This window comes from Kribbella yunnanensis (assembly GCF_039529655.1).
Lineage (GTDB): Bacteria > Actinomycetota > Actinomycetes > Propionibacteriales > Kribbellaceae > Kribbella > Kribbella yunnanensis.
The window spans coordinates 322,504-344,966 of record NZ_BAAANF010000002.1; the positions used below are offsets into that span (position 1 = coordinate 322,504).

Below are 22,463 nucleotides of genomic sequence, written 5' to 3' on the forward strand. Positions count from 1 at the left end.
CTCAGGCCTGGCCGGCTTGTTCTTCCGGAGTGGCTTTGCGCAGGACCAGGCGGGTCCAGGCACCGACGTAGATGCGGTCGTCGGAGTTGAGCTCCTGGCGCTGGCCCGGCGGGATCGGGATCTCGGGCAGCGGGCCGGCTGCGGGAGCCACGTAGGTGCCGTTGGAGGACTGGAGGTCTTCGACCCACCAGCGCTGGCCGTCAGTGGTGAGCTGGGCCTGGCGGCGGCTCACACCGGTGTCGTCGCCACAGTCGACCTCAGGAGCGATACCGCGGCTGCGAGACGGGCGTCCGACCAGAACGCTCTTCTCGGTCACCGGGATCACGACTGGCAGGCCAGGTGACGGACACGGGTCGTCACTCTGCTGTACGGCGTACCAGTCGGGATCCACCCAGCGTTCGACGACCCACTCGGCCACCACCGGTGCCGGTGCGGGCGGTGCGGTCGGCGGAGTCGCCGAGAGGTCGAGTGATGAGGCGGGGCGAGGCATGGTGCCGGTGGTGAAGTCGTAGCCGCAGCTCTCGCAGAACAGCGCGTCCGCAGCGGCCGACTCCGAGCAGTTCGGACAGGTCTGCGTGGCTACCGCGGGACCGGGCGCAGCGACCGCAGGTGCGGGCGGGGCGACCGGAGTGGCCGCGGCACCGATGGGGAGGCCGCAGACATCGCAGTAGTCGGTCGAGACGGACGGGTGTCCGCTCGGACAGTTCACTGTGCTCATTTCTTCACCCGGGTCGTCTTGGTGGACGCGGTGTCGAGAGCCATCTCATCGGCCTTCTCGACAGTCCGCTTCAGCCGGACGGTACCGGTGTCCTGGTCGTCGATGTCGACCACCTTGCGCAGCCGCGTGGTGGCCTCCTCGTTGCCGGTCTGGGCGGCCAGCTGGACCGCACGGCCCAGCTTGGTGGTCGCCGTGGCCGTGTCACCCGCGGCCTTCGCGGCCAGGCCGTCCTGGATCGCCTCGGCCAGCTCGGTCTGCCCGGTGTAGTGGGCGACCTCAGGGCTGATCCGCGTGGTCAGGGCCTCGTCGGCCGACCACAGCGCCTTCACCAGGCCCTGGGCAACCACGTTGTCACCGATGGTCAGCTGCACGCGGGCAGCCAGCTGCTCCTGGCCGACGCCCTTCGCAGCCAGCCGGATCGACACGTGGTAGTCACGGGACTCGTCGCCCCACGACCCGGTCGGGTACGAACCGGTCAGTGGGTTGATCGACGTACGGCGAGAGGTCAGGTCCTCGACCGTCGGAGCCACCTGGCGGACGAACAGCACCTCGGCGCCCTGTGGTGCCCAGACGCGCAGGTCGGCCTGGGCGACACCACGGCTCATCGCGTTCTGGATCAGCTTGGAGAACTCGGCCGCGAGCTGGTTCGGTGCCGGGATGATGTCGACAGTACCGAGCAGCGCCTGGGCGATCCGACGTACCTCGTCGACCTGCCAGGCCACGCCGACACCGCGGGTGTCGCACTGGAACTGGCCGGTGACGGCCTTGATCGCCTGGGTCAGCGCCTCCGGCGTCTCGTGCTGGTTCTCGCCGTCGGTCAGCAGGATCGCGTGCTTCTGCGACAGCGACGGGACGGTGGCGAAGACCCGCCCGGCCAGCCGCAGCCAGGTGCCCATGGCGGTGCCACCGTCGGCGTAGAAGCGGGAGACGGCGTCCTTGGCTGCCTGCCGGGTGTACGGGTCCATCTTGACCATCACCGGCTCCGCGGACGGCGGGAACGCCAGCTGGGCGCGGTCGTTACCGGAGATGACCGCGAACCAGACTCCGTCGAGGATCTGGTCGAGTGCGGTCTGCGCGGCGAACGCGGCCGCCTGGACGCCTTCCTTGCCCATCGAACCGGAGGTGTCGACGATGATGATCTCGCCCGCGTCACCGGCACCGGACTGGCCGGCCGCACCGGCACCGGCACCGGTGCAGTTCACGGTGACGATCGCGTGCACGTCGGTACCGCCGTCAGGCAGGAACTCGTTCTGGTAAACAGCGGCGGTGAAGTCTGCCATCTCGGGTCCTCCCCTTAAACACGCGCAAGCGTGACGGTGATGTTGTCCTGGCCGCCCTGGGCGTTCGCCCAGTCGACCAGCGCGGATGCCGTGGCGAGCGGGTCGCCACCGTTGGCCGCAGCGGTCTGACGGACGAGCTCGCCCAACGGTGCCGCCTCGGAGCAGTAGTTCCACAGTCCGTCCGAACAGACCATGACCCAGCCCGGCTCGGTCACCCGGACAGTCGTCGTACGAGGTGTGTGGTCCGGTGCGTCCTTGCCCAGCCAGCGGGTGATCGCATGCGCGTGCGGACCGGACTCGGCCTCCGCACGAGAGATACCGGTGGCGATCAGCTCAGCGGCCCAGGAGTCGTCCACAGTCAGTGCGACGGCCTCGGACGTGTCCGGGAACCAGTACGCCCGGCTGTCGCCCACGTTCCCCGCCACCAGCAGCCCGTCCTCCAGTACGGCGGCCACGAACGTGCAGGACGCCGGGTTCGGGCTGTCGGGGCTGGTGTTCGCCAGTACGGCGTCACTCGCGGCATCAGCCGCAGCGGTCAGCCGGGCCACGATCGCACCGCTGCGCGACGACTCGGTGCCGATGCCCTGTGCATGCCCAGCAGTCAGTACGTCGCGTGCGGCGCGCGCGCCAGCCAGTGAGGCGACGTCGGAGTCGAGTGACGAGCTCACGCCGTCACAGACGACCAGCAGCGCGCGGCTGCCCTGCTCCGCGTCGGCGGCGATCGCCATCGCGTCCTCGTTGCGGCTGTGCCGGATACCCCGGTCACACACACCAGCCACCCACGGCGCCGGCTGCTCGCTGAAGTGGTCCCGCGGCTTGGCCGCCTTGGTCCCACAGGTCTCGCAGTACCCGTCCGCGCCGACCGTGCCACCGCACGACGTACAAGGCCCGGCTGGTGGCAGCGCGTGGATCTCGACGGTCGGCTCGGTGTCGGTGTCCAGAGCGGCCGCGGCGGGGGCCAGCTCGCCGGGCTTGAGCTCGGCGCCGCACGCCTCGCAGAAGCGGTCGGCCGTGGACACATGGCCACCACAGGTGGGGCAGACCGTGTCGGTCGTACTCGTCATCGCAACGTCCATCCTCGAACCTCGTTGGCCAGGTCGACCAGGGCGATCCGTTCCGGCCGGCTCTCGGCCTGGTCGGCCAGTTGCCGGTAGGTGGCTTCGAGCCCGTCCCGCAGGGCCGGCTCGGTCGCCTCCCGGCCGTCGATCCGCAGACCCTCCTGCGGACCGGACTGCCGTACCTCGTCCAGTGCGTTCCGGAACACGCTCGCTGCCAGGTTGGCCCGATCGACCGGGTCGATGGTCAGCGACTCGATGCTGTCCATCGCCTGGGCGAGCGCATCCAGGCCACGCCCCGATCCTGCCAGTAGACCGGCTCGTTGGCGGCGAGCGCGCACATACGCGCCGCTGGTTCGCGGTACCAGGTCCAGTGCGCCCAGCGCTCCGTCCAGGTCGCCGCGGTGGGTCCGGATCGACGCCAGCCCGAAGGCTGACGGTGCGATGTAGTTGGCGTCCGTGCGCGCACAGGTCTGGTAGAGGCCCTCGGCAACGTCGAACTCGCTGCTGAGCTCACAGGCGATCGCCAGCGCCAGTTTGGGCGCCAGCTCACCCGGCACCTGGCCGTAGACAGCGTTGAACGCGGACTGGGCCGCAGCCGCGTCGCCCCGGGCCAGTGCGACCAGTCCGGCCATCCAGACCGCCCGCCACTCCCAGGGGTCGGCTGCGAGCAGGTCCGCCACCGCAGTGTCGACCATGTCGTAGCGGTCCGGCCCCACCTCGAGAGAGGTCTCGGCAATCTCCAGCAGGATCTGCAGTGACGGCTCGGGCGCGTCCACCAGCAGCTCGAGCCGCTTGAGCGGATCCGGCACGCTGACGGTCTTCAACCAGCCGGCCATCTTGTCGCTGTCGTCCGCGATCAGTGAAGGCAGCCGCTGCCACGGTGCGGCCGCATCACCGAGTCCGAGCGACTTGTCACCCGGCGTACCGAACAGCAACGACGATGCGGAGTGCTGGGCAGCCTTGATGCCCTGCTTGTCCGCAACGACCTCACGCAGTACGCCGAGCAGTTGCACGCGGAACTCGTCAGCAGTCTGGAAGCGGTCCGCCGGGTCCTTGGCACACGCCTTGAGCAGGAGCCGGTAGACCGAGTCGTACTTCTGGAACAGCGGTACTTCGCCCACCGGCGGCAGCGACGTGACATAGCGGGACTGGTACCCGCGGAACTCCATCGCCAGCACACACAGCGTCCGGCCGAGGGTGTAGATGTCCGAGGCGATCGACGGACCGACCTCAGCCACCTCAGGCGCCTGGAAACCGACCGTTCCGTAGATGGCCGAGTCCAGGTCGTCGATCCGCCGGACACCACCGAGGTCGATCAGCTTGACCGCGTCACCGACCTGGATGATGTTGTCCGGCTTGAAGTCGCAGTAGACCAGCCCGAGGTCGTGCAGGTACGAGAACGCGGGCAGGATCTCCAGCAGGTACGCAATGGCCTGGTCGATCGGCAGGGCGTCGTACTGGTTGTTGTTGGCCGCCATCCGCTGCTTGAGCAGCGTCTTCAGCGAGGTGCCGCCGACGTACTCCATCACGATGTAGCCGGCGCCTTCGTGCGTGACGAAGTTGTAGATCTCGACGATCAACGGGTGCTCGACCCGAGCGAGGAACTGCTGCTCGGCGATCGCGGCCGCGACGGCGTCCGGGTCCTCTGAGTTCAGCAGGCCCTTCAGGACGACCCAGCGGTTCGAGACGTTCTGGTCCTGGGCCATGTAGATCCAGCCGAAGCCACCGTGCGCCAGGCAGCCTCGGACCAGGTACTGGCCACCGACCAGGTCACCGTCCTTCAGCTTCGGCGAGAACGAGAAGGGGTTGCGGCACTTCGGACAGAAGCCCTCGGTGCGCCCCGGCTGCCCGTCCCGTGACCGGCCGACCGGGTTGCCACAGCTGGGACAGTTCCGGCGGTCCTCCGGCACCATGGGGTTCGCCAGGATCGCCTTGCTCGCGTCGATCGGCGGAATCGTCGGTACATGGGTCAGACCGGCACCCAGCCGCGCACCACGCAGGCGGGTGGACGACGTACCGAGTCGGCGCGTCAGCTTCGAACCTGCGGCCGCAGCGCGGGCAGAGCCGAGCGGTGTGGACGCGAGACGGTTCGACGCGCGGGATACCGTCGACGGCGAGCTGATCGGGTCAGCCTCGTCAGGTGCGATCACATCGGGCGCACCGGCGACCGCAGACGGGCTGACCGCACCAGCGGGTGCAGGCGAGCCGCACACGTCGCAGTACCCGTCCATGATGGTGCCCGTGCAGCCAGGCTGCGTGCAGGCGATAGTGGTCGTCATCTGGTCCCTCCTGTGCTCTCCAGGTAGGCCTGGTACGCCGTGACGAGCGCAGCGAGCCGGACACTGTCCACCGGCTCCGACTCCATCACCGCACGGCCACGCCGGTACAACTCCGCAAGGTCTTCGTTGTTCGGGGCCATCAGCCCCGCCTTCACCTGATACGCATCCAGGAGCGCCGCCAACTCGTCCCGCCGCGCCACAGCCGCGCCATACGCAGCCTGCGCCTGCCCGAGCGCCCGCCGTACGGCGTCCAATCGGGTCAGGTACCTCTCCAGCTCAGCCGGGGTATTCGGCACAGGTCCGAGCGCAGTGACATCCGGTACGGCGAGCCGCGGGGCCGGTGTCACCGCAGCAACCGCCTTGTCAGCCAGCGCCCGCACCGCCGTCCCCTGCGCTTCCAGCTCGCTCCGTAGCGACCGTGCGCGCGCTACGTCGGCCGCCCGCTCTTTGCGAGTAGCGGCACCGACAATCAGGTCGCGCTCGGCCCGCGCCGCGTCGATCTCGAACGGCCCGATCAAACCGCCGATATCCGCACCCCGCTTGTTGCGGTCGGCAAGGTCTGTCAGCCGGCGATCCAGATCGTGATGCTCGGCCAGCGCCGCGTTCCGAACATTCGCCGGCTCCAGCTTGACCAGATCCCCGATCCGCTCCACCTGAGCCCGCAACTGCCGCAGTTTCGCGGCCCGGTCGGCATCCCCCGGCTCCAACGCCAGCTTGGCCCGCAAACTGGAAGCCAGCGCATCCGACAACTTGCATGCCTCAGGCAACGAAACCGCGAGCGACCCACCGGCACTCCCGGTATCCAGCCCACCCCAGATCAACGTCGAGATCCGCTCGGTCTCGGTCGGCCCGACCCGCCCCGAATCCCACGTCACCAGAATCAGCTCGTACCGATCCGAAACCGCCTTCCACACCGCCATACTGAGCACAACATCAGCACTCAAAGCATCCGAATCCGGCGAGTGGAGCGCCGCCTGATCCAACTCCTCAAGCTCAGCCTTCCGCTGGTCCCGCCACGTCCCGAGCTCCCCGAGGAACGACAGCAGTTCGCTCGCCGGAACACTGCTCCCCATCCGCCCGGGAGGCGCGGGGGCCGCCGCAGTAGGCGTCCGAACCGTCATTTGCGTCCGTACACAGGAGCCGGCGGTGCCTTCAGCTCGCCGAGATCAGGAGCGAGCCACTTGTTGTACGACTCCATCCACCGCCCATCGGCCTTCATCTGCTCGAGCACCTGGTTCACGAATTGCACGAACTCCGGGTGTTTCCTCGACATGCCCAGTCCGTACGGCTCGTCGCTGAACCGCTCGGCCAGCACCTTCGCGTACGGGTCCTGAGCGGCGTCACCGGCAAGGACCGTGTCGTCTCCGCTGATGCCATACGCCTTGCCAGACTGGAACAGCACCAGGCATCCGGTGTCGGTGTCCGCGGTGATCGGAATGACCCTCGGGTTCTGCTTCTTCAGGTTGTCCAAGCTGGTCGAACCTGCCGGAGCACAGATCGTCTTGTCGTTCAGGTCCTTCACACTCTTCGCGGTGGAGTCCAGCGGCACGAGGGTCTTCTGACCCGATCGGTAGTACTCGGCGGAGAAGGCGATCTCCTTCCACCGGGCGCAGTTGATCGTCATGTTCCGAGCGACGATGTCAACCTTCTGCTCCTTCAGCACGGGGATCCGCTGCGGGCTGGAGATCACCCGCAGCTCGACCGCGTTCTCGTTGCCGAAGATCGCCTTCGCGACCGCCTTGATCATGTCGATGTCGAAGCCCTCGATCTGACCACTGACCGGGTTCCGGGCACCAAGGTGGAGGCTGTCCGCGGACACTCCCGCGACCAGGCGCTTGTTGCTCTGGATCTTCGCCATGTAAGAGCCGGCTGGCATCGCGCCGGGCTGCGGCATCGGGCCTTCCGGCGTGTACGACGCCAGCGGGTTCCCGCAGTTCGGCTGCGTCGCCGGGGGAGCGGCTGGTTGTACCTTCGGCTGCGGCTTTGGGGGCAGCTCGGTTGCGTCGTACGTGCCTGAACCGCAGGCGGTGACTGTCATGAGCACGGCGGCCGAGGCGGCGATCAGTTTCTTCATCGGTATTCCCCCAGTCGCTGCGACATTCCCCAGGCGATCAGCAGCGCCACCAGGATCCCGATCGGCAGCCCCAGCCACCCGATCGGCGGCAATCCATCCCGCGCGTCCTTCAGCTCGGAGCTGACCCCGCTGCTCGTGTTCTCCAGTTCCCTCGCCGTTGCCTGGTCGAAGGCGCCGAACGCGTCCACGGAGGTCTTGGTGGCGACCTTGACGGCGGCGTCCCAGTTGCCGTCCGTGTCCTTCTTCCGGACGTCGGCGTGGGACTGCTGGTAAGTGCTCCACAGGGCGGACCCGGCCGTGCCCCCGGAGATCTTCCCGAGTTGTTCGTCGACCACCTTCGCCGACGCGTTGTAGGCCTCGTCGTACGCCGTGCCGGAACCACGGGCGATGAGCGTCAGGCTCTCGTTCGAGCGGGCGTCGTACGCCGCGATGCGGGCTCTCGACAGTGCCAGCGTGGAGGCGTAGTCGCCGTCACGGGTGTTGGTCGCTGAACTTGATCCGGAGATCAGTGCGAAGCCACCGATGAAGGTGGTGAGCAGGACGATGACGGCGCCGACCAGGATCGGCATGTTGAGGTAGCGGTGTGTTTTACGCGCCAGCCAGCGCAGAGTGAAGAACAGGACGAGCAGAGCGAGCAGTCCACTGACGAACACCCACCAGACGCCGACGCTGACTCCGTCGAACTCGGTGTCGACGCGCTTCTCATTGGCAGCCACCAGGGCCTTCACCAGCGGCAGGGAGTCGTTCTGCAGGGTCGCGTTCGCGTCGCGCAGGTACTGCGAGCCAATCGGCAGCCCCTGGCGGTTGTTGGCTCGCGCCTGCTCGATCAGACCCTGGTACGTGACCAGCGTGGTGTTCAGCTGCCCCAAGGCGTCACGGTCGGCCGCCTGCGCGCTGGCGGCTTCCGCCACCAGACGGGCGGCGCTAGCCATGGAGTCGACGAAGTGCTGGCGCTGTTGAGCCGGCTCCAGGCCGCCGACCAGGAAGGCGTTCGTGGCGTCGGCGTTGGCGCTGACCAGGTTGGTGTGGATCGCCTGGATCCGCACCAGCTGTGCTGCGTTCGCTTCAGCCCGTTGCAGTGCGCCATCGGAGTCGTTGAAGCCCTGCGCAGCGCACAGTCCGAAGACGACACTGATCGCGGCCGCGAGCACGAGGAAGGCGCGCATCCGCCCCGGGGTGCCTTCGAACCACTGCGCGACGGCACCACGCGGCGCCGGCGTACCGGGGCTTTGGAGTGCTGCGGTCTGCTGTGGCGTCGGCGGCGACCAGGTCGCGGGCGGCGCACTCTGTGTCTGGGTCACGCCTCTTCTCCTTGCTCGACAGGGTCTGTCGGGTCGGCGGACGCCACGGGGTCGTCGCTGAGGTCCTCGGCGAGGATCTGACGCAGCTGGTCGGTCGTAGGTGCCGTCACGTCGCGAAGCCGCCAGGCGTGCCGGCCGATGGCGGCTTCGAGGGTGTTGCGGGCGAAGCGGCCGTTGCCGAAGGACTGGCCGCGTGGGGTCTCGGTGAGGATGTGCCGGAACCGCTCCAGCGCCTCCGGCACCAGCTCGTAGTCGGCGCCTTCGCACAAGCCGGTGAGGATGTCGGTGAGCTCTTCGTCGCTGTAGTCATCGAAGGCGATCGTGGTGCGGAAGCGACTGGCCAGTCCGGGGTTCGCGGCGATGAAGACAGCCATCGGCTCGGGGTATCCGGCGACGATGACGACCAGGTCGTCCCGCCGGTCCTCCATCTCCTTCACCAGCGTGTCCACGGCCTCACGCCCGTACTGGTCGGCTCCCAGGTCACCAGCGGTCAGGCTGTACGCCTCGTCGATGAAGAGCACCCCACCGGCGGCTGACGCGACCACCTCAGCGGTCTTTGTCGCTGTCTGGCCCAGGTACCCGGCGACGAGCTCAGAGCGGTCCACCTCGACCAGCTGTCCTTTGGAGAGCAGGCCGAGTGCTTTGTAGATCCCACTGACCAGCCGGGCCACTGTGGTCTTGCCGGTCCCCGGATTGCCCACGAAGACCAGGTGCCGCGTGATGGTCGGGCTCTTCAGCCCTGCTTCGGTCCGCAACTTCTCCACCCGCAGTACGGCGACCTGTCGGTGCACCTCGCGTTTGACTCGCTCAAGCCCGGTCAGCTCGTCCAACTCAGCCAGCAACTCGTCGACCGTCTTGGCCGGCTCCTCGGGCTTCTGTTCGACAGCAACTGCAGCAGCAGGTGTCGGAGTGGATGCCACCTGGAGCGGTCGGGCACCAGCCGCCTGCAACTGAGCAGCCGCAGCGACAGATGCGTTGCCGACAACGCGCATGGTCGGCTCACCCAACGTGCACGACGCAGATGCGAGCTCAGCCAGAGCTTCGGCGTACGGGATCTTCTCTGGTGAGCCAGCGGTGACCAGCTCAGTCAGTACGGCGGTTGGTGCGCCCCGCCAGCGTCGTCCGCGCACGGCGGCGTCGAAGAAATCCTGCGTGGTTGCCCCCGGGAAGGCTTTGGCCCAGTCTGTCGGCGCACCGGGCGCTGACTCGGCCAGAGCGGCGGCGAGTGACAGCGCTTCGGTGCGGGCGCGGTTCTCCTCGACTCCGGCACGCACGGCGACCTCCAGCAGCGCTGCCAGCGCCTGCTGCAGTGACAATCCCCCCTCGCCGCTCATGCTCCCCCTCGTCCTGGTGGTGGTTGTAGTGGTCCTGTGTCAGGCGGTGGTGTGGATGCCGTCGGACCGAGGGCCAAGCCTCCGCCGGTGGAGCCGGTGCCGAACTTCTCCTGCAGGAACCGGCCATGGGCAATCAGAGCTGCCGCATCCGCCCGGTTCACCGCGTCGAACACCTTGTCCATCGTGGCCCCGAGCAGGTCCAGTTGGTCGATCAGGATCATCAGTGAGGTCTTGCCGCGATCCACCGGGCGAGTGTCGGCCCACTGACGTGGCAACCGCAGGTACCCGCCGATGGCCTCCGGCAGGTAGTCGGTAGCCGTGGCCATCACGGAGTACGCCTGCGCACTGCCGGCCAGGTTGCCCAGCCGCGGAATCGTCTCCCGCACGATCCGGACGACTCTGTTCACCCGGGACGCCACCACAGCCGGTACGGCGCCCTGTGCGATCAGCTCCTCGACCCGGACCAGTGCCGCGAGCAGGTCGTCGTTCGTCGGTGCCCGGGGTCCCGGGGCAGGCTCGGGCTCCTGCTGGCGACCAGTCAGTCGCGCGAAGAAGTCCCCCAGAGCCATGCCCGTCCCCTGCTAGTGGTGTGGAGTCAGCGACCGATGTTGATGTCGAGGCTGCCGTGGACGACCTGCTGGTTCTGTCCGGCCACCCGGTCCAGGTAGCTGCGGGACTTGGTCACCTCGGACTCCAGCGTGCCGATCGTGGCCGCCATGTTGTCGAGTGCCTCGGACTTGAACGTGTCGATCGCGTCCATGGTCGCGTAGATGTTCGCGAACGCGGCCTGCAGCTGCGGCAGCCCGATGGTGGCCGACGCCGCCTGCTGCTGGATCGCCACCGAGTTGTCGCGCAGCATCTGCGAGGTGCGCTCGATCATGCCGCTGGTGGTGGTGTTCAGCGCGGTGATCTGGTCCAGCACGAGCTTCTGGTTGCCCAGCGCCTGCGCCACGATGACCGCCGTACGGAGTGCCGAGACGGTGGTCGTGGAGGCGCGGTCGACACCCTTGATCAGCTCGATGTTGTTCTTGATCACGATGTCGATGGCCAGGTAGTTCTGGATCGACACGGCGAGCTGGGTGAGCAGGTCCTGGTGCTTCTGCCGGACGTAGAACAGCACGTCCTCGCGGAAGGCCTTCGCCTTGTCCGGGTTGGTCGCGTCCAGTTCCGCGATCGCTGCGGACAGCCGGGCGTCGAGGCGCTCGGCGACGTACACGTACTGGTTCAGCCGGGTCATGGCGTCCCAGAGGTTCTGCTTCTCCAGGTTGAGCGCGGCGTTGTCCTTGCCCAGCTCGTCCTGGCCGTTCCGCAACGAGTGCAGGATCCCCTCGAGGTGCGTCTGCGCGCTCTGGTACTTGCGGAAGTAGTCCTCGATCTTGTCGCCGAACGGGATCATCCCGAGCAGCTTCCGGGTACCGGTGGCGCCCTTGGGGTCCAGGTCCTCGACGGTACGGCGCAGGTCGAGCAGCGTCTTGCCGACCGTCGACCCCTCCGACAGACCGCCGCTCTGCAGCGCCTTGACCGGCTGCTGCAGCAACCGGTTCGAACTCTCGGCGGCGTTGCGGATGTCGAGGTCACCCATGCTGCGCACGTCACTGGCCTTGGCAGCGAACTCAGGGGAGCGTGGCTCGGCCACCATCAGCGCACTGAGGAAGGTGTCGACCTTCGCGTCCAGCCCGGGCAGTGCGGCCGCGTCGACCGCCGGAGCCAGGCTCGGGGCAGCCGTCGTCGCTACTGCCTGTGATGGTGGCGGAGCGGTCAGTATCAGCCCGGGAGCGGTCGCGGTCGGCGGCTGCAGCGGCGACATCGCCTGCTGCGCGGCTCCTTGGGCCGCAGCACCCGGCTGCCCGGTTCCTGCTGCTCCGGCGGTGTTATCGGCTTCGGTCATCGTCGTTCCCCTCCGGTGGCCTGCGCGAGGCGTCCCCCACCCCCGCGTGCTGTCACCTCCGTGACGCGCACACAATCTACGCGGTTCCCGGCCGACTTGGTGGTGTCGTTGTGTAGTCGTTGCCTGCTCAGCTACGTCGGTAGCTGACGAAGCTGAAACCGTCGTGGGGGTCACGGGCGGTTTCGGTCCAGTCCGAAGCGTCGAACGCGGGGAACGTGACGTCGCCATCGGGGGACTGGTCGACCTCGGTCAGCTCCAGGCGGTCGGCGTACGGGAACGCCTGGCGGTAGATCTCACCGCCGCCGGCCACGTAGAGGTCGCCGTCCTCTTTGAGTGCCTCTTCGAGGGTGTGAACGACCTGTACGCCGTCAGCCGCCCAGTCCGGTTGCCGGGTCACGACGACGGTACGGCGGCCGGGGAGTGGCCGGCCGATCGAGTCATAGGTCTTGCGGCCCATCACCAGCGTGTGTCCGAGCGTCAACTGCTTGAAGTGCTGCAGGTCCTCGCGGATCCGCCACGGCAGGTCGTTGTCACGCCCGATGACACCATTCGCCCCGACTGCGGCGATCAGGACGATGCTCATACCGCGATGGGCGCCTTGATACCCGGGTGCGGGTCGTAGCCGACCAGTTCGACGTCGGCGATCTCGTAGGAGTCGATCGAGTCGCGGTGTGCGAGCTGGAGCGTCGGCAGCGGCCGGGGCTCACGGGTGAGCTGCAGGCGGGCCTGGTCGAGGTGGTTCAGGTACAGGTGTGCGTCGCCGAGGGTGTGGACGAAGTCGCCGACCTCCAGCCCGGTCTGCTGCGCGACCATGTGGGTCAGCAGCGCGTACGACGCGATGTTGAACGGCACACCGAGGAAGATGTCGGCCGACCGCTGGTACAGCTGGCAGGACAGCCGCCCGTCGGCCACGTAGAACTGGAACATCGTGTGACACGGCGGTAGCGCCATGTTGTCGACGTCCGCGACGTTCCACGCGTTGACGATGTGCCGGCGCGAGTCGGGGTTCTTCTTGATCCCCTCGATCAGCCCGGCGATCTGGTCGACCTGCCGGCCGTCCGGAGTCGGCCAGGAGCGCCACTGGTAGCCGTAGACCGGCCCCAGCTCGCCGTCCGCGTCGGCCCACTCGTCCCAGATCGAGATGTTGTTCTCGTGCAGCCACTTGATGTTCGTCGAGCCGCTGAGGAACCAGATCAGCTCCCCGATCACCGACCGCAGGTGCAGCTTCTTGGTAGTGACCGCCGGAAAGCCCGCACGGAGGTCATACCGCGACTGGTACCCGAACACACTCAGCGTGCCGGTCCCGGTGCGGTCCCCCTTCTGAGCTCCGTTGTCCAACAGGTGCCTCAGAAGATCCAGGTACTGCTGCATGCGGCCAACCTACTCCCTGACAGACTCGCGTCCGTGGAGCACGTACTGACTCTGGTCATTCGCGTCGAGAAAACCGCCCGCCCGGAGCAGACCGACGCCCTGGAGGCCGCGGCACACGCCGTACTGGCGATCCTCGCCGACGACCGCTCCACCGGCGAGGGCGAGTGGGCCGACGCCATGACCGCCTGGCAGGACCACCGCATCCGCAAAGTCGTCCGCCGCGCCCGGGGCGCCGAATGGCACCGAGCCGAAGCCCTCCCCGGCATCACCGTCACCCACGGCACCGCCGAGCTCCGTGTCTTCCCACCCGTCCCCCTGGGCGACGTCCCCAAGGACCTCGCCAAACTGCAAGTCACCGGCACCGACTTCGACCAGCCCGAACCCCCCGCCGTACCGCATCCCCAAACCCCAGTCCTCTGGATCAATCCAGCCCTGCACATGTCCAGCGGCAAAACCATGGCCCAAGTAGGCCATGGCGCCCACCTGGCCTGGCTGGCGCTCTCACCGCACCACCGCAAGGAGTGGGCCGCTTCTAACTTCCCCCTGGCGGTGCGGACCGCAGGCCGAGCCCACTGGACCCAGCTGCTCCAAACCACCTTCCCCGTAGTCCAAGACGCCGGCTTCACCGAAATTGACCCCGGCTCCCGCACAGTCATCGCGGAACACCCGGACCTCAGGACTTGGTGACCTTGTAGTGCAGGTGGGTTACGCGGTCGCCTTCGATGACGCGGGGGTTGTCCAGGAGGACCTGAGCGCCGGCGTAGTCGCCGAAGAACTTGCGGCCGGTGCCTAGGACGACGGGGGCGAGGTTGTAGGCGATCTCGTCGACCAGGCCGGCTGCCAGGGCTTGGCCGGTGAGGTTGCCGCCGGTGATGGAGATGTCGCGGTCGCCGGAGTGGGTCTTGGCTTGGGCGACTGCTTCTTCGATGCCGTTCACGAAGGTGAAGGGGGCGTCGGGGAAGGGCCAGTCGGTGGGGGGCTCGTGGGTGACGACGAAGACATGGTCGCCGACTGCGGGGACGCCGTTCCAGCCGTTGGTGATGTCGAAGAGGCGGCGGCCGATGATGCAGGCGCTGATGTTGGGCCAGGTTTCGTTCATGTAGTCGGCACTGGCCTGGCTGACCTGGAAGGGGCGGCCGGGGTCGGTGCCGTACACCTGGACCGGTCCGTTGCCGTACCAGTCGAACAGCGGCCCGACCCCGTCCTCCAGATCCGCCACGAAACCGTCGAGTGACACGACAGCGGATGCGATCACGCTTCCCATGACTAAGCCTTCACAATCGAGTAGGTGAGGTGCTGGGCGGCCGGAGTCGACACGGCGTCGGCCAGCTCGAGGGTGAATCCGGTTGCGGCCTCCGCCGGGAAGAGGCGCGTGCCGGCGCCCAGTACGACGGGTGCCACGTGCAACCGCAGTACGTCGGCCAGTCCGGCCGTGAGCACCTGGTGGCACACCTGTCCGCCGCCCATGACGTACACGTCCTTCTCGCCGGCCGCTGCCAGCGCCTGGCGGATCGCCTCGGCCGGACTGTCGACGAAACGGAACCGGTCGCCCAGACGCGTGTTCTCGGGTGCGGAGTGGGTGACCACGAAGATCGGCGGGTTCACCTCGCCGGTCGGCTTCGCGCCGTACCCCAGCTCGTCGTTCCAGCCCTGTGGCCCGTCGATGATGTCGAAGAGGTTCCGGCCCTGGACTACCGCGCCGGTGGCCTCGAAGGCGGCATCCAGTACGGCGGTGTCCGCAGCGGTGCCCTGGAAGACCCAGTAGTGCAGGGCCTCGCCGCCGTCACCGAGCCCGTTGTCGAGACCGACGTTGGGTCCGGTGACGTAGCCGTCCAGTGACACCGAGATGTCGACCACGACCTGGCTCATCGGTCAGCCTTCCTTGGCGACCAGCTCAGCGAGGCGGTCCATGGAGTCGTTGATGCCGTCGGCCATGCCGTACTCGACCGACATGTCCCGGGCCTCGACGGACGGGAACACGGACTGCTGGTGCAGCCGGACGCCGGTCTCGGTCGGCTCCAGGGTGAGCTTCTCGATGCACACCTGGTCCGGTGCGCCCTCCCACTCGAAGGTCTGGATGATCAGCTTGTCCTGCTCGACGTTGTGGAAGACGCCGCGGAACGCGTACTCGCCGTTCGCGTCGCGGTGCACGTAGCGGTACTTCCCGCCCGGGCGGACGTCGTACTCCTGGATGTCGGCCTCCAGATCGCGCGGGCCGAGCCACTCGCCCAGCAGGTCCTTGCTGGTCATCACCTTGAACAGCTGGGCCGGGGTGGCGTCGAACTCCCGGGTGACCTCGACGAACGGCGTACCGGCGGGGGTGTTGATGGTGGTGGCGTTCATTGCTCCTGCTCCTTCATGGCGTTGAGGACCGCGTCCATCCGGCGGAAGCGGCGTTCGGTCTCCAGCCGGTACTCGTCGATCCAGCTGGTCAGTGCTTCGAGCGTGGCCGGCACCAGGTGGCAGGGGCGGCGCTGGCCGTCCCTGGTCCGGGTGATCAGCCCGGCGGCCTCGAGCACCTGGATGTGCCGCGACACCGCCTGGGTGGTGATCGGGAACGGCTCGGCCAGCTCGTTGACGGTGGCCGGACCGCGCGAGAGCCGCGCGATCATCGCCCGCCGTACCGGGTCGCCGAGTGCGGCGAAGGCCCGATCGAGCTGTCCGTCATCAACCGACATCTTTATCAACCATTCCCTTGATCAACCGATGTGTTGAATATAGGGAGAGGCTGCGCCCGGCGTCAAGCCCTGAGGAGTCAGATCGTTTCGAAGGCCGCCATCATCGCCATGTCCTCGTGCTCGAGGTTGTGGCAGTGGATCAGGTACTTGCCCTTGTGGGCGGTGAACTTGACCAGCACCTCGACTACCTCGGCCGGCCGCACATCCACAGTGTCCTTCCAGCCGGCGTCGTACGGGCCGGGTTCACGGCCGCGGCGGCTGAGGACCTGGAACGGCGCGAGGTGGACGTGTACCGGGTGGTGGACGTCGGTGACGAACGACCAGATCTCGTACTGGTCGAGCTTCACCTGCGCCTGCATGTTCACCGGGTCGAAGGCCTTGCCGTTGATCGTCCAGCCGTGGTGACCGCCGACGCTGCCGCGGCGGAAGCGCCACTGGCGTTTGACGATGCCTTTGGGCGCCTCGATGACGGCGTACGTCGAGAGCTTCGCCGGGATGCTGCTGTCGTCGCTCGCGCGCCGGGTGACCTTGAAGCGCAGCACTGGCGCGTTGTTGTCGAGTCGATTGACCACAGTGACTTCGTCACCGGGCTTGTACGCCGAGAAGTCCACGATCACGTCGAATCGCTCAGCCGGTGCGACCACCAGCGTCTCGTGCTCGACCGGTGCACCGAGTAGTCCGCCATCGCTACCGATCTGCACGAACTTCGCCGGACCGCGGTCGAAGCCCAGTTCGTACCGGCGCGCGTTGGCCGCGTTCAGAATTCGGAGGCGGTAGCGGACTGCGTCCACCTCGTGCACTGGCCACGGTGCGCCGTTCACCAGCGTCACATCGGCCACAACGCCTTCCATATAAGCCGATTCGACTCCGGGGCGGCCTTTGGCGGCCGGATAGATGAACGAGCCGTCCTCGGCGAAGGCGCGGTCCGCGATCACCAGTGGGATCTCACGGTCGCCATGCGGCAGCGGGAGGCGGTCCTCCTCCTCGTCGCGAATCAGATGCAGACCGAACAGTCCGCGGTAGACCTGTGGTGCGGTGTAGTCCATCCGGTGGTCGTGGTACCAGAGCGTGGCCGCGCGCTGCGTGTTCGGAAAGGTGTACGTGCGGCTCCCGGTCTTCACATCACCGCCCTGCATGGTGTGGTGACCGGAGTGGTCGTGGTGACCACCTGCCGGCATCAGCAGGTCCAGCGGCCAGCCATCGCTCGCAGCGGGCGTGTGACCGCCATGGAGATGCAGGGCGGTCGGTACGTCGAGTTCGTTCACCTGCTCGACCACAGTGGTCTGGCCACTCCGCACATCAAACGTCGGGCCGGGGAACAGGCCGTCGTACCCGAGCACCTCGGTCTTGAGGCCGGGCAGGATCTCCAAGCTGGCCTTGCGCTGTACGACGCGGTACCGGCCGGGCGAGGTGGGCTGCTTCACTGGCGGAATGGGCAGTGGGACGGTGAATGGCTCGGGGAGTTTCGCCTTGCTGCGCAGGAGTTCACCGGACTGTGCGGGGGATGAGTCCAGCCCGCAGCCGGTCAGGGTGACGGCAGCTCCGGTGGCTGCGAGCAGGGTGCGCCGGGACAGCTTCACTGCTTGACCTCCTGGCGGCCGCGACGTGCGGCCGGACGGAACGACCAGATGGTCATCCAAATGACGACGGCGACGATCGCCGTACCGAGTGGGACGTGGACGGCGAAGTTCTGCAGGTAGCCGAAGGTGAGCTGGACGAACTCCGCCACGACGAGCAGTGCGGACCACAGCAGCGGCCACGGGCGTCCACCGCCACCGAGCCAGTAGAAGCCTGCGATCACCACCTGCAGGAAGCCGGCCATCCAGACTGTCGAACCGATCGGGCCGTGCACTTCCATCGCGTCGTTCTCGCCGGCCAGGAAGTATCCGGCCAGGATCGGCTGTGCGCAGACCAGGGCCGCGTGGAGCAGCAGGATGATGCGCAGCGACCAGAGCGACACCTTGGGACGGCGGACTCGTCGCTGCGGCTGGACTGTGAGTGTCATGCGGCGACCGCCGTCCGGACAGTGCGACGACACAGCCACGCGGCGAAGCAGACCGACGTACCGATCAGAGCGATGCCCAGCGGGATGTGGATCGCGAGCTGCTTGGAGTACCCCATCCCGATCTGCACGCTCTCGCCGAACAGGATCAGTGCGGAAACCAGTGCGGCCACGCCGCGACCGCCCAGCCGCCAGTGAATGAGCGCCACCACCAGCTGTGCGACCCCGATGAAGCTCACCGCCAGGCCGACCGGCTCATGCACCTTCAGTCCGGTTGTCGCGCCGTTCAGGTAGATGCCGATCGCGATCGGCTGCACGCAAACCGCCGCCGCGTGCAGTACCGCGACCCCTCGTAGAACCCCCAACCATCTCATGTAGCCAGACAATAGTAGTCTGGCTACATGTAGAGCAATCAGGTATTACCCGGACAGAGCTCTCCTGGGAGCCGGGGTTGCGGTCTTTTACGTGAGGTGGCCGAGCGGCGCGACGGTGATTCCGGCGCGCTCGCAGACCCAGTGCGGGTCGGGGCCGAGCTCCGGCTCGATCCGGAGCTCGTGATCGTTCAGGTCATCGCAGGCGGTGCAACGCGGCCAGCGGATGCGGGAATCGACCAGCCGGTCCTGCACGTCCTGGGCGACCAGGCCTGCGATGTGTTCCGCACCGTCAGGCCACTGGTCGAGCCACCACTGCCGCTCGGCGACCGCGTCCTCGACCACTGTGACCATGACAGCGTCGTTGAAGCCCCGCGCGGCCAGGTCGTGCAGGACCATGGCTCGCGCGGTCAGTAATACCCCTGGCTCACTCATCGTCCTTCAGAGTGCCAGACGGCACCGACAATCCCCAGTCAGCGGCAGCTAGGGCTGGGGTCGAGGCGGTCCGCGAGCCGGAGCTCGCGGGCAGCCGCAGTGCGCAGAGCTGCGCCGAGGCGGGTGCGGAGTGCGGCGATCCGGCGCGTCGGCTCCTCGTACGGCTCCTGCGGAGCGTTCGGAAGCGCTGACTGCGACAGTGCGCGAGAGTTCTCGACGGCGGTGTTTCCAGCGATGAAGTACGTCATGGTTGCTCCTTCCTCAGAGCGTCTTCGGTGCGGGTCCGCTGCTCGAGCGGACGATCAGTTCGGTGTCCAGCCGCACTTGGCGTTCAGTGGTCGTGGGGTCCAGGAGAACCCGGCCCACGCGGCGCCCTTTGTCCTTGATGGGCTGGCGGATGGTGGTGAGTCCGGCCGGCTCGGCAGCGGGGATGTCGTCGAAGCCGGTCACGGTCAGGTCCCGTCCGGGGACCAGCCCGCGCACCCGCATCGCCTCCATTGCACCGAGCGCCTGTACGTCGCTCAGCCCGACGATCGCGGTCGGCCGGTCCTGGGAGTCGAGCACCCAGCTGGCACCGGCCTGTCCGGAGCTGAAGGCGTTGTGCCCGCCGGACACCAGGCGGACGTGCGCGTCCGGCATGGCCTTGAGCATGCCCTGGATGCGCAGCTCGCAGTCGGTGCACCCGATCTCGTCCCAGTCCAGCTCCACGACCCGTCCGCCGGTCAGCTCGGCCTTGTCGACCAGTACGACGAGGTCGCGGTGCCCCAGCCGGGCCAGGTGCTCGCCCATCGGGGTGGCCGCTTCGAACTCGTCGATGGCGACCCAGTCCTCCGTGAAGTCACGCTTGTCGGTGGAGACCGCGGGGATCCCGCGAGCGGCCAGAATCTCCAGTGCCGGATGGCCGTGCGGCACGCAGAAGATCGCTGCACCGTCGATCGCTGCCTGCTGGACCGCGCTGCCGTTGTCGATGTCGGTCGAGCTGAGCGGCATCAGCAGCAGGCTGGTGCGGAACTCCTCGGCGACCTCGGCCAGTCCGGCCAGGAAGCCGACCGCGAACGGGTCCGAGAACGCGTACGACAGCTTGTCGGTGAACAGCACCCCGATCGCGCCGGCCTTGCCGCTGCGCAGGGCCCGCGCGGATGCGTCAGGTCCGGCGTACCCCAGCTCGCGAGCGGTGGCCAGGATCCGGTCGCGCAGCGCTGCGGAGAGCTGGTCGGGCTTGTTGTAGGCGTTCGACACCGTCGACGGCGAGACGCCCACGGCCTTGGCCACGGTCTTCAGCGTCACTCCGGACATCTCGGCACCCACCTTCTGTATCGTTCTTCTAAATCGATCTAGAAAAACGATACAGAAGGTCGTACGAGAGCGCAACAGCCAGCTCGACGGACACCGCCTGGGATGATGGCGGCATGGCTTCGTTGCTGGAGGTGATCGCCCTGCATCCGGCGGATGCGGAGGCGGCGCAAGAGGGTGGTGCGGACCGGCTGGAGCTGTGCGCGTCGATGGAGGCCGACGGGCTGTCGCCGTCGGTCTCGACGGTCAGTGCGATCCGCCGGGCGACCGATCTGCCGTTGCGGGTGATGCTGCGGCTGTCCGACTCGTTCACCACGAACGGCGCCGAGCTGAACCGGATGACCGCGCAGGCGCAGTCCTACCTCGCCGCCGGTGCGGACGGGTTCGTGCTGGGGTTCCTGACCCCGGACAACGTGGTCGACGTCGAGTCGGTGGCCGCACTGGCCAGCACCTTCGCCGGTACGCCGTGGACGTTCCACCGCGCGATCGACGCCGTACTGGAGCAGGCGGCGGCCTGGCGTGCGCTGCGCTCGCTGTCCGGTCTCGACTGCGTGCTGACCGCAGGGTCGTCGCTGGGCGTCGGACACGGTCTGGACGACCTGTGCAAGCTGGCCAAGGCCGATCCGGCCGTGGCGAGCGTGATGATGGCCGGTGGCGCGCTGAAGCCCGAGCATGTTCCGTGGCTGTACCAGTCCGGCGTACGGCGCTTCCACGTCGGCTCGTCGGTCCGCCAGGACGGCTCATGGACCAAGGCCTACGTGAACTCGCGTTTCGTCCGCTCCTGGCGCAACCTGCTCGACGCACAGGACTCCCGCGGATGATCCTGATCGATCCGCCCGCCTGGTCAGCCTGGGACCGGCTCTGGTCGCACCTCGTCAGCGACGAGTCGCACGAAGAGCTACACGCCTTCGCGAAGGCCGCCGGTATCCCCGCCCGCGGCTTCGACCGCGACCACTACGACGTACCCAGCGATCGGTACGACGACCTGATCGCGGCCGGCGCCGTACCGGTCTCCAGCCGCGAGCTGGTCAGCCGCATCACCGCCGCAGGTCTACGGCATCGCAAACGGCCCCCAACCCGTTGAGGGTTGAGGGCCGTTGCGTCAGTCGAGCAGTTCGGTGACTGTGCCTGCGGCGACGGTGTGACCGCCTTCGCGGACTGCGAAGCCGAGGCCGACGTTCATGGCGATCGGCTTCGCCAGCTCCACGGCCAGGTCGACCGTGTCACCCGGCATGACCTGTGTGGTCGTACCGAGGTCGATACCGCCGGACACGTCCGTGGTCCGGAAGTAGAACTGCGGGCGGTAGTCCGCGGCGAACGGCGTGTGCCGGCCACCCTCGGCGGTGGACAGTGCGTGCAGTGTGGCCCGGAACGCGCGGTGCGGACGCACCGTGCCGGGTACTGCGACCACCATGCCGCGACGAACCTCGTCGCGCTTCACGCCCCGCAGCAGGATCGCTGCGTTGTCACCGGCCTGTACAACGTCCAGCGTCTTGCCGAACGTCTCGAGCCCGATCGCCGTGCTGCTGACGGTCTCACCGAGACCGACCACGTCGACGGCTGCACCGACCTGAAGCGTGCCGCGCTCCACCGCACCGGTGACGACTGTGCCCCGGCCGCTGATCGTGAGCACGCCCTCGACCGGCATCAGGAACGGCTCGGTCAGCTCGCGCTCCGGCGTCGGAACGTAGCTGTCCACCGCATCCAGCAGCTCACCGATCGCAGCGGTCCACCGCGGGTCGCCCTCCAGCGCCTTCAGGCCGGAGACGCGCACCACCGGTACGTCGTCGCCCGGGAAGCCGTACTCCGTCAGGAGCTCACGGACTTCCAGCTCGACCAGGTCGAGCAGCTCGGGGTCGTCGACGGTGTCCGCCTTGTTGAGCGCGACCACCAGGTACGGCACGCCGACGCGCTGCGCGAGCAACACGTGCTCCCGCGTCTGCGGCATCGCACCGTCCTGTGCGGACACGACCAGGATCGCGGCGTCCACCTGGGCGGCGCCGGTGATCATGTTCTTCACGTAGTCGGCGTGCCCGGGCATGTCGACGTGCGCGTAGTGGCGGGACGCGGTCTCGTACTCGACGTGGCTGATGTTGATGGTGATACCGCGCGCGACCTCCTCCGGCGCCCGGTCGATCCCGTCGAACGCGACGAACCGGTTGGCGGCCGGGTCGCGCTCGGCGAGCACCTTGGTGATGGCGGCGGTCAGCGTGGTCTTGCCGTGGTCGACGTGACCCATCGTCCCGATGTTGAGGTGCGGCTTGGACCGCACGAACTGGCTCTTGGCCATGAGTTTTCCCTTGCTGGTCAGAAGATTCTGGACGAGTCCAGGACCCTCCGGCTGGCCTCCCGGCGCTGTCACCGCGCGGAAGGGGGCCGGT

At 67.8% G+C, this 22,463-nt stretch carries 26 protein-coding genes; 3 read left to right on the plus strand and 23 right to left on the minus strand.

Annotated features, from left to right (window positions below; genetic code table 11):
* Nucleotide 1 precedes the first annotated feature (1 nt).
* The 12 genes from ABD231_RS02990 to ABD231_RS03045 all read right to left on the minus strand — a co-directional run bounded on the left by ABD231_RS02990 (nt 2) and on the right by ABD231_RS03045 (nt 13,303).
* On the minus strand, nt 2-718 hold the full coding sequence (locus tag ABD231_RS02990) for an FHA domain-containing protein (RefSeq protein WP_344144862.1): 717 nt from the start codon (nt 716-718) through the stop codon (nt 2-4).
* The gene (locus ABD231_RS02995; protein WP_344144864.1) at nt 715-1,998 is read right to left on the minus strand and encodes a vWA domain-containing protein; all 1,284 of its coding nucleotides are present in this window, start codon (nt 1,996-1,998) and stop codon (nt 715-717) included. The genes ABD231_RS02990 and ABD231_RS02995 overlap by 4 nt, the downstream gene beginning before the upstream one ends.
* Before the next feature lie 14 nt (nt 1,999-2,012).
* A complete protein-coding gene (locus tag ABD231_RS03000) occupies nt 2,013-3,074 on the minus strand; it encodes a PP2C family protein-serine/threonine phosphatase (protein WP_344144867.1) in 1,062 nt (353 codons plus the stop codon).
* Nucleotides 3,059-5,335, minus strand: a complete 2,277-nt coding sequence (locus ABD231_RS03005; RefSeq protein ID WP_344144868.1) for a serine/threonine-protein kinase — start codon at nt 5,333-5,335, stop codon at nt 3,059-3,061. The genes ABD231_RS03000 and ABD231_RS03005 overlap by 16 nt, the downstream gene beginning before the upstream one ends.
* The gene (locus ABD231_RS03010) at nt 5,332-6,456 is read right to left on the minus strand and encodes a hypothetical protein (protein ID WP_344144869.1); all 1,125 of its coding nucleotides are present in this window, start codon (nt 6,454-6,456) and stop codon (nt 5,332-5,334) included. The genes ABD231_RS03005 and ABD231_RS03010 overlap by 4 nt, the downstream gene beginning before the upstream one ends.
* Nucleotides 6,453-7,409: a glutamate ABC transporter substrate-binding protein gene (locus tag ABD231_RS03015; protein WP_344144871.1), complete on the minus strand. Its 957-nt coding sequence runs from the start codon at nt 7,407-7,409 to the stop codon at nt 6,453-6,455. The genes ABD231_RS03010 and ABD231_RS03015 overlap by 4 nt, the downstream gene beginning before the upstream one ends.
* On the minus strand, nt 7,406-8,710 hold the full coding sequence (locus tag ABD231_RS03020; protein WP_344144872.1) for a hypothetical protein: 1,305 nt from the start codon (nt 8,708-8,710) through the stop codon (nt 7,406-7,408). The genes ABD231_RS03015 and ABD231_RS03020 overlap by 4 nt, the downstream gene beginning before the upstream one ends.
* Nucleotides 8,707-10,044: an AAA family ATPase gene (locus ABD231_RS03025; RefSeq protein WP_344144874.1), complete on the minus strand. Its 1,338-nt coding sequence runs from the start codon at nt 10,042-10,044 to the stop codon at nt 8,707-8,709. The genes ABD231_RS03020 and ABD231_RS03025 overlap by 4 nt, the downstream gene beginning before the upstream one ends.
* A complete protein-coding gene (locus ABD231_RS03030) occupies nt 10,041-10,613 on the minus strand; it encodes a hypothetical protein (protein WP_344144876.1) in 573 nt (190 codons plus the stop codon). The genes ABD231_RS03025 and ABD231_RS03030 overlap by 4 nt, the downstream gene beginning before the upstream one ends.
* Nucleotides 10,614-10,639: 26 nt before the next feature.
* A complete protein-coding gene (locus ABD231_RS03035; RefSeq protein ID WP_344144878.1) occupies nt 10,640-11,932 on the minus strand; it encodes a toxic anion resistance protein in 1,293 nt (430 codons plus the stop codon).
* 127 nt (nt 11,933-12,059) lie between these two features.
* A complete protein-coding gene (locus tag ABD231_RS03040) occupies nt 12,060-12,515 on the minus strand; it encodes a dihydrofolate reductase (protein WP_344144880.1) in 456 nt (151 codons plus the stop codon).
* A complete protein-coding gene (locus tag ABD231_RS03045; protein ID WP_344144882.1) occupies nt 12,512-13,303 on the minus strand; it encodes a thymidylate synthase in 792 nt (263 codons plus the stop codon). Before ABD231_RS03045 ends, ABD231_RS03040 begins: the two co-directional genes overlap by 4 nt.
* A gap of 33 nt (nt 13,304-13,336) precedes the next feature.
* On the opposite strand from ABD231_RS03045, the gene ABD231_RS03050 reads away from it, so the two are divergent.
* On the plus strand, nt 13,337-13,990 hold the full coding sequence (locus ABD231_RS03050; protein ID WP_344144884.1) for a peptidyl-tRNA hydrolase: 654 nt from the start codon (nt 13,337-13,339) through the stop codon (nt 13,988-13,990).
* Here ABD231_RS03050 and ABD231_RS03055 read toward each other — a convergent pair.
* From ABD231_RS03055 to ABD231_RS03100, 10 genes are all read right to left on the minus strand, one after another.
* Complete coding sequence (locus ABD231_RS03055; protein ID WP_344144886.1) at nt 13,977-14,567, minus strand: dihydrofolate reductase family protein; 591 nt, start codon at nt 14,565-14,567, stop codon at nt 13,977-13,979. The genes ABD231_RS03050 and ABD231_RS03055 overlap by 14 nt on opposite strands.
* Nucleotides 14,568-14,569: 2 nt before the next feature.
* Complete coding sequence (locus ABD231_RS03060; RefSeq protein ID WP_344144888.1) at nt 14,570-15,172, minus strand: dihydrofolate reductase family protein; 603 nt, start codon at nt 15,170-15,172, stop codon at nt 14,570-14,572.
* A 3-nt stretch (nt 15,173-15,175) separates the two neighbouring features.
* Entirely contained in the window at nt 15,176-15,646 is a 471-nt protein-coding gene (locus ABD231_RS03065; protein ID WP_344144890.1) for an SRPBCC domain-containing protein, read from the minus strand.
* Entirely contained in the window at nt 15,643-15,981 is a 339-nt protein-coding gene (locus ABD231_RS03070) for an ArsR/SmtB family transcription factor (protein ID WP_132404371.1), read from the minus strand. The genes ABD231_RS03065 and ABD231_RS03070 overlap by 4 nt, the downstream gene beginning before the upstream one ends.
* Nucleotides 15,982-16,058: 77 nt before the next feature.
* A complete protein-coding gene (locus ABD231_RS03075) occupies nt 16,059-17,561 on the minus strand; it encodes a multicopper oxidase family protein (RefSeq protein WP_344144894.1) in 1,503 nt (500 codons plus the stop codon).
* On the minus strand, nt 17,558-17,986 hold the full coding sequence (locus tag ABD231_RS03080; protein WP_344144896.1) for a hypothetical protein: 429 nt from the start codon (nt 17,984-17,986) through the stop codon (nt 17,558-17,560). The genes ABD231_RS03075 and ABD231_RS03080 overlap by 4 nt, the downstream gene beginning before the upstream one ends.
* Entirely contained in the window at nt 17,983-18,357 is a 375-nt protein-coding gene (locus ABD231_RS03085; RefSeq protein ID WP_344144898.1) for a hypothetical protein, read from the minus strand. The genes ABD231_RS03080 and ABD231_RS03085 overlap by 4 nt, the downstream gene beginning before the upstream one ends.
* Nucleotides 18,358-18,444: 87 nt before the next feature.
* Nucleotides 18,445-18,789 (minus strand): hypothetical protein, encoded by a 345-nt coding sequence (locus ABD231_RS03090; RefSeq protein ID WP_132404359.1) that lies wholly within the window; start codon nt 18,787-18,789, stop codon nt 18,445-18,447.
* Between the two features lie 38 nt (nt 18,790-18,827).
* On the minus strand, nt 18,828-19,037 hold the full coding sequence (locus ABD231_RS03095) for a hypothetical protein (protein ID WP_344144901.1): 210 nt from the start codon (nt 19,035-19,037) through the stop codon (nt 18,828-18,830).
* Between the two features lie 13 nt (nt 19,038-19,050).
* Nucleotides 19,051-20,085 carry a LacI family DNA-binding transcriptional regulator gene (locus tag ABD231_RS03100; protein WP_344144903.1) on the minus strand — a complete coding sequence of 345 codons (1,035 nt, stop codon included), beginning with the start codon at nt 20,083-20,085 and terminating at the stop codon, nt 19,051-19,053.
* A 113-nt stretch (nt 20,086-20,198) separates the two neighbouring features.
* On the opposite strand from ABD231_RS03100, the gene ABD231_RS03105 reads away from it, so the two are divergent.
* Both ABD231_RS03105 and ABD231_RS03110 read left to right on the plus strand, forming a co-directional pair.
* Nucleotides 20,199-20,903: a copper homeostasis protein CutC gene (locus ABD231_RS03105; RefSeq protein WP_344144905.1), complete on the plus strand. Its 705-nt coding sequence runs from the start codon at nt 20,199-20,201 to the stop codon at nt 20,901-20,903.
* Complete coding sequence (locus tag ABD231_RS03110) at nt 20,900-21,166, plus strand: DUF4031 domain-containing protein (protein ID WP_344144907.1); 267 nt, start codon at nt 20,900-20,902, stop codon at nt 21,164-21,166. The genes ABD231_RS03105 and ABD231_RS03110 overlap by 4 nt, the downstream gene beginning before the upstream one ends.
* A gap of 18 nt (nt 21,167-21,184) precedes the next feature.
* Here the strand turns inward: ABD231_RS03110 and tuf are convergent, their stop codons facing one another.
* Entirely contained in the window at nt 21,185-22,372 is a 1,188-nt protein-coding gene (tuf, locus tag ABD231_RS03115) for an elongation factor Tu (RefSeq protein ID WP_344144909.1), read from the minus strand.
* Nucleotides 22,373-22,463 lie beyond the last annotated feature (91 nt).